This window comes from Paracoccus sp. (in: a-proteobacteria) (assembly GCF_046462195.1).
Classification (GTDB): domain Bacteria; phylum Pseudomonadota; class Alphaproteobacteria; order Rhodobacterales; family Rhodobacteraceae; genus Paracoccus.
Genome location: NZ_JBKGUN010000267.1, coordinates 1 through 5724 on the forward strand (window position 1 = coordinate 1; position 5724 = coordinate 5724).

At 60.3% G+C, this 5724-nt stretch carries 7 protein-coding genes and 1 tRNA gene; 4 read left to right on the forward strand and 4 right to left on the reverse strand.

Annotated features, from left to right (window positions below):
* A partial coding sequence (locus ACLHHB_RS16075; RefSeq protein ID WP_410219289.1) for a response regulator occupies positions 1 to 290 on the reverse strand: 290 nt, incomplete at its 3' end.
* A gap of 95 nt (positions 291 to 385) precedes the next feature.
* On the reverse strand, positions 386 to 670 hold the full coding sequence (locus ACLHHB_RS16080; protein WP_410219290.1) for a DUF1153 domain-containing protein: 285 nt from the start codon (positions 668 to 670) through the stop codon (positions 386 to 388).
* Positions 671 to 848: 178 nt separating this feature from the next.
* On the opposite strand from ACLHHB_RS16080, the gene mnmA reads away from it, so the two are divergent.
* Positions 849 to 2012, forward strand: coding sequence for a tRNA 2-thiouridine(34) synthase MnmA (mnmA, locus tag ACLHHB_RS16085; RefSeq protein WP_410219295.1), 1164 nt, complete (start codon positions 849 to 851; stop codon positions 2010 to 2012).
* Here mnmA and ACLHHB_RS16090 read toward each other — a convergent pair.
* Positions 1984 to 2394, reverse strand: coding sequence for a SufE family protein (locus ACLHHB_RS16090; RefSeq protein ID WP_410219291.1), 411 nt, complete (start codon positions 2392 to 2394; stop codon positions 1984 to 1986). The genes mnmA and ACLHHB_RS16090 overlap by 29 nt on opposite strands.
* Positions 2395 to 2508: 114 nt before the next feature.
* Here ACLHHB_RS16090 and ACLHHB_RS16095 point away from each other — a divergent pair, with 114 nt between their 5' ends.
* The 3 genes from ACLHHB_RS16095 to ACLHHB_RS16105 all read left to right on the forward strand — a co-directional run bounded on the left by ACLHHB_RS16095 (position 2509) and on the right by ACLHHB_RS16105 (position 3985).
* Positions 2509 to 3012 carry a hypothetical protein gene (locus ACLHHB_RS16095; protein WP_410219292.1) on the forward strand — a complete coding sequence of 168 codons (504 nt, stop codon included), beginning with the start codon at positions 2509 to 2511 and terminating at the stop codon, positions 3010 to 3012.
* Between the two features lie 43 nt (positions 3013 to 3055).
* Positions 3056 to 3145 (forward strand) — tRNA-Ser (locus tag ACLHHB_RS16100).
* Positions 3146 to 3838: 693 nt separating this feature from the next.
* On the forward strand, positions 3839 to 3985 hold the full coding sequence (locus ACLHHB_RS16105) for a hypothetical protein (RefSeq protein ID WP_410219293.1): 147 nt from the start codon (positions 3839 to 3841) through the stop codon (positions 3983 to 3985).
* Positions 3986 to 4165: 180 nt separating this feature from the next.
* On the opposite strand, the gene ACLHHB_RS16110 is transcribed toward ACLHHB_RS16105, so the two are convergent.
* Entirely contained in the window at positions 4166 to 4846 is a 681-nt protein-coding gene (locus ACLHHB_RS16110) for a spermidine synthase (protein ID WP_410219294.1), read from the reverse strand.
* Positions 4847 to 5724: the final 878 nt, after the last annotated feature.

Here is a 5724-nt window from a genome sequence, read left to right on the forward strand (position 1 = left end):
TCGTCGGCACCGAAGCCGAAGCCGCGCAGCTTGCTTTCCGTGTCGTCCGATCCGGTCAGGATCAGGATGGGCGTGTCGATGCGGGCCAGGCGCAGATGCCGCAGAACTTCCATCCCGTGCATGTCCGGAAGATCGAGATCCAGCAGGATCAGGTCATAATCATACAACTTGGCAAGATCGATCCCTTCCTCGCCCATGTCGGTCAGAAAGACGTTATAGCTGGCGGCAGTCAGCATCAGTTCGATCGCGCGGGCAGTGCTGGGATCGTCTTCTACCAGAAGGATACGCATGGCTTGGTCTGTTTCCCCGAATCACAAGAAGGTCATCTGATGACCATCACTGAGACAGGTTAACGCGAGGTTACCGGCCCCCGCCCCCTTGTGCCCTATTCAACCATAGGTTGTCTATATCTTTGCAATGCGGTGACCTTCAGCGCCGCCTTTCCATGCGCCGCAATGGCGCGGCACCAGGCATCGAACTCTTCTTCCGACAAGCCATAGCGCTTCAAAGCGTCCTGGCGGCTGATCAGACCGTGGGCCACAGCCAGAACAACTGTCTGCTTGCGGCTGGCGACCCAGCGGGTATCGGCATCGGGCAGATCGGCGACGCTGAGGATGCGGCCATCGTCAAGCGTCACGATGCGCGGACCAAAAGATTTTTTGACAAACATGACAGGCGTCCTTCTTCACGTCCTGCAAGTTCTGCGGGAAACTCTTTAAACTACAGTTAGCCGACGCAGGTCTTCCTGGTGAGCCGGGGTTGAGAATGCTGGGCATTTGACTATATTTCAAACCAATTCCGCTTGTGTCGAACTGCCCTTACGTGGCGAAAGATCATCCATGACCCTTATGGCCCCCGTTCGCGCAACAGCGCGCGACACCGAATTGAACAGTCTCGGCTTTGCCAAGCCGCCGTCCCGGACGCGGGTGGTGGTGGCCATGTCCGGAGGCGTGGACAGTTCCGTCGTGGCGGCGCAGCTGAAATCCGAAGGCTATGATGTCATCGGCGTGACGCTTCAGCTTTACGATCACGGGGCAGCCTTGGCCAAGAAGGGCGCCTGCTGCGCCGGACAGGACATTCATGACGCCCGGCGGGTGGCCGAACGCATGGGCTTTCCCCATTACGTCCTGGATTACGAGAACAAGTTCCGCGAATCGGTCATCGACGAATTTGCCGATGCCTATCTGTCGGGGGCAACGCCTGTTCCCTGCATCCGCTGCAACGAGCGTGTCAAGTTCCGTGACCTTCTGGAAACCGCGCGTGACCTAGATGCCGATTGCATGGCGACGGGACATTATATCCAGCGCAAGCCCGGTCCGCAGCGTGCCGAACTGCACATGGCCGCCGATGCGGGCCGCGATCAAAGTTATTTCCTGTTTTCGACCACGCAGGAACAACTCGACTTTCTGCGGTTCCCCTTGGGCCATCTGGTGAGCAAGGCCGAAACCCGTGCGCTTGCCAGCGAATACGGTCTGGCTGTTGCGGACAAGCCGGACAGCCAGGACATCTGCTTTGTCCCCAATGGGGATTATGCCGCCGTCATCGAGAAGCTGCGCCCCGGCGCGGCGGATCCGGGCGAGATCGTCGATCTGCAAGGCAATGTTCTGGGCAACCATCGCGGCGTCATCCACTACACGATCGGGCAGCGCCGGGGCCTCGGCATTGGCGGTCTGGGCGATCCGCTTTATGTCGTGCGGCTGGATCCTGAAAGCCGCCGGGTCGTGGTGGGACCACGCGAGGCGCTTTCCACCCGCACGGTAAACGTGACCGAGGTCAACTGGCTGGGCGATCAGCTCTTCGAAGGCGAGATCCCCTGCCTTGTCCGCATCCGGTCGACACGGCCGCCGCGGCCCGCGATCCTGCGTCCCCTGCCCGGCCGCCGTGCCGAGGTTGAATTGCTGGACCCCGAGGATGGCGTCAGCCCCGGGCAGGCCTGCGTGTTCTATGAAACCGAAGGCACGCGTGTTCTTGGCGGCGGCTGGATCAGCCTTCGGCGGCGGCCAACTGCCTGATGCGCTGAACCATCGCCCGCACGCCGTTCGACCGCTGCGCCGACAGATGCTCGTCCAGCCCCAGCCGGGCCAAGGCCGCCTGGGCATCGATCCGCTCGACCTCGGTCAGCGGCACGCCGGAATAAAGCGCGTGCAGCACCGCGATCAGGCCGCGCACGATCAGCGCGTCGCTTTCCCCCTGAAAGTCAAAGCGCCCGTTGTCGATCCGCGGCAGGATCCAGACTTGGCTCGCGCAGCCATCGACCTTGGTGGCCGGCACCTGAAAGGCGGGATCCAAGGGCGGCATGGCCTTGCCCAGTTCGATGACGTGCCGATAACGCTCTTCCCAGTCTTCCAGAAAATCGAAGGTTTCGGCGATGTCTTCAAATGCGGGGGTTGCCATCTGTCTCTCCTCGTGTCGAAGCAAAGGCCTAACGTGCGACTCGCCCAAGGTCAAAGAGGCTTTTCCGCACGGTCTCTTTCGCCTATCACCAAGGCGAACCGAGAGGGACCGACAATGACCAGACTGACCCTGCCGCTGCTGATCGGCACCGTGATCCTTTCAGGATGTGGCAGGCTGGGGGACAGTGGGCTCAACCCGTTCGGCTGGTGGGACGGCTCATCCAGCGCCCCTGCAAGCCTGGAGCCCGAAGGCGGCTATCTTTCCGCCGCGGACGAGCGGCCGGGCATTCCCCTGATCCTGTCGGTGGAATGGCAGCCGCTGGCGGAAGGCCGCCTCCTGGTCGCGCGCGGATTTGCACCCGTCAAGGGCTATCACTCGGCTGCACTGGTCAGCCAGCGGAGTCAGCCCGGCGATCGCCTGTCTCCGGATGCCGACGGGGTTCTGCGGCTGCGCTTCGTCGCCACTCCCCCTGTCCCGGACAGTCCCCGCGTCAGCCTTTCTGCCGATCCCGCCACCGACACGATCGTGGTGGCCCTTCCCTTCAGCTTCCGTCAGCTGGGACGGATCTCGGCCGTCGAGGTCATCGGCGGCGGCGAAGTTGTCACCCTAGCCCGCTAAGTGTCTTGCGCCCCTGCTTGCCGCGCGCTAATCCGCACGGGTCGGAGGCGTGGCAGAGTGGTTGATTGCACCGGTCTTGAAAACCGACGTGGGTTAACGCCCACCGTGGGTTCGAATCCCACCGCCTCCGCCATCTTATTCACGCAAAGCATTTTTTTTTGACTATAGCTCTATTATTGTAAGCCCCACATGGCGTAGCCCCTATTTTTTTATGTGGTCAAACCATTTCAAGTCGTTTTATGAACCGTCATGCGGTTGCGGGATCATCTTGCGATGATCGTCGGACCACCTAAACCTGCTCCATCATAGGACGTGATCGAGCGCCATCCTTGTGAGGGGCGCGTTCATGTCTTGTGATGAAGAACAGTTCAATCTTTTCTTCAGTGATTCCAGCACAGAAAATTCGGAGCGCGTGATCGCGAGCGCCGTGCCTCAGGGATCGCGCAGATGCAAGGCCAAGGATCAAGCCGTCGAGGCCTAGCCGAACTCCGCATCCTTACGCGCTGCAACTGCTTGTCGTCCCGATGCTGACGCCGTTCAACGCTTTTTATCTGTAAGCGAAGTTACGCTGCGCTACTCGGTCTCGGTGCCGACCATCTGGCGCTGGCAGAAGCTCGGAACCTTTCCGCACTGCTACCGGATCGGGGCTGGCACTAGACACCACAGGCCATGGGAGTGGAAACCCGTCCTGCTCGCGTGCCTCAGTAACCCCGCGCGCCAGTCGCGCCAGCGGCAATCCCCAACCCTCAGGAGGATAGACAGCAGCAAGGCATTCTTACCCAAACCGGGATGCTGGATCTTCCGGCCTGACCGAGTCGCTGACCTGGTGTTCAAACGCGCAACAATCCGTATCGAAGGATATCAGGCGCAGGTCTTCCATCACGACGGTCGGATCGAGGAATGGGGTGCTCCGGGTGCGGGTGGCAATGCGGCCGCTTCGATGGCCTTTGACCATTCCAGTCACCGTGCCTGATTGCGGCCTTTGTCGATGCGATGGAAGGCAAGGCCGCGCTTTCTGTGGATCTGTCTGACCTGATCGCCGCCCGCGAACTGATCGATGCGATGACATTTCCGCGCCCCTTCCTGAGAAACGGCTGATTGCCCTCAGGTCGGCATATGTTCACTCGCAAAATGGACAGAGTGGCCTTGATCATCAACCATGATCTCGCACCGCGATCCAGATCGTGTGGCGGCTGCCCCGCTTTGTGGCGCTGGCACGAATGCCATGCGTGCTGACGCCAAACCCGCACCGTGAAAGGCGTTTGGTGAAGGCGGGATCCGTCGCCGCAGACCAGACAGCCAGAATGCCGCTCGGCCGCAATGCCCGATGTGCCCGCCGCAAACCTTCCTCATGATAAAGGGCATCGTTGCCCGTGCGGGTCAGGCCGCCAGGACCGTTATCGACATCCAGCAGAATGGCATCATACGCCCCCGCCGTTTCCCGTATCGCTGCCCCGACATCGCCTGTCCTGACTTCGACACGCGGATCCTGCAAGCATTCGCCGAAAACGTCTGCCATTTGCTCCTTCGCCCATCCCACTAGCTCGGGCACGATCTCCGAAACAACAAGGCTCGCTTCCGGGGGCGCAACCGCTTGCGCCGCCCTGAGGGTAAAGCCCATACCGAGCCCCCCGATCAGCACGCGTGGAACGGGCCGGTCGGCCAATCGATCAAGGGCCAGCGTGGCAAGAGCTTCTTCCGATCCGCCGAGGCGGCTGTTCATCAACTCGTTGCCGCCTTGCAGGCGGATCGAGAACTCATCGCCCCGGCGCAAGAGCCTGAGAGTGTCTCCGTCCGGCGCCGTCGCCGTCGCCAACTGTATCCACGGCAGCATGCAAATCATCCTGTTCTGAAAGCCAACCGACCCCTAACCAATCAAGCAGAACAACAGAAGCGTCATCCACTGCCTCGAACACGCCAGACAGCGACAGGCAGGGCACACGCGATGCCAAGCGACCGCCCTCGGTTGCACCCACCAGCGCGCTCCGCATGGTTCGGCGGCCCACCGCTTTCGGCCGCATCGGCACCCGATGATTAGGGCACGGTCATACTGACAGCAGGACAAGAGGCTAGATCCTGCCCCGCCAGTGGAAGTGGCCGCCCTGCCTACGCACACTCATTTAAAAGAAAAGTTCGGAAATTTCGGCACTGCTGATGGAATCTCCGAAAGATCATGGCCCGGCCCCACCGTGACCCGCAATCTACCGCCCTAAATAGCTCCGGTCGAATAACAGCCTTCAGAGGGGGCACCTTGAACCGTAAGTCTTATGGAAGCGGAAACTGCACAGCATTCATGGCCGCAACCCGGTTATGAACCTGCGTCGCTATCGAACTATGGAGAAAGAAGTGGCAGCCCGTAGGGGTCTGCTTCTTTCGTTTTACATCAACATCTTAAACCGTAAACCGCCCTCCCCTGCCCGTATATCGAATCAAAGGGTTAGAAGAGATCCTGTAAACCGCAACTGCCTCTGTAGCCTGACTTCCTCCAGCGCTTCTTTCAGGGCTTAGAAGAACCCAAGGGCAACCTCACCTGACTGCACAGGAAGATCCAATGTCCGCCGCCGGTGGCAGAACGAAACGATTAACCCTCCATTAAACACCCTGTGCGATACAGTCTTCAAAAGCGGAGGCGTGAATGGGTCGAAAGAAAAGCTCCTTCGAAGCCATATGTGAAGAACTTACAGCGGCACAGCAGGCCGTCATCCTATGCAG

Excerpts from the sequence above, each read along its gene's own strand:
- mnmA (WP_410219295.1), top strand. The coding sequence starts at position 849 with ATGGCCCCCGTTCGCGCAACAGCGCGCGACACCGAATTGAACAGTCTC.
- ACLHHB_RS16110 (WP_410219294.1), bottom strand. The coding sequence starts at position 4,846 with ATGCTGCCGTGGATACAGTTGGCGACGGCGACGGCGCCGGACGGAGAC.
- ACLHHB_RS16090 (WP_410219291.1), bottom strand. The coding sequence starts at position 2,394 with ATGGCAACCCCCGCATTTGAAGACATCGCCGAAACCTTCGATTTTCTG.
- ACLHHB_RS16080 (WP_410219290.1), bottom strand. The coding sequence starts at position 670 with ATGTTTGTCAAAAAATCTTTTGGTCCGCGCATCGTGACGCTTGACGAT.
- ACLHHB_RS16095 (WP_410219292.1), top strand. The coding sequence starts at position 2,509 with ATGACCAGACTGACCCTGCCGCTGCTGATCGGCACCGTGATCCTTTCA.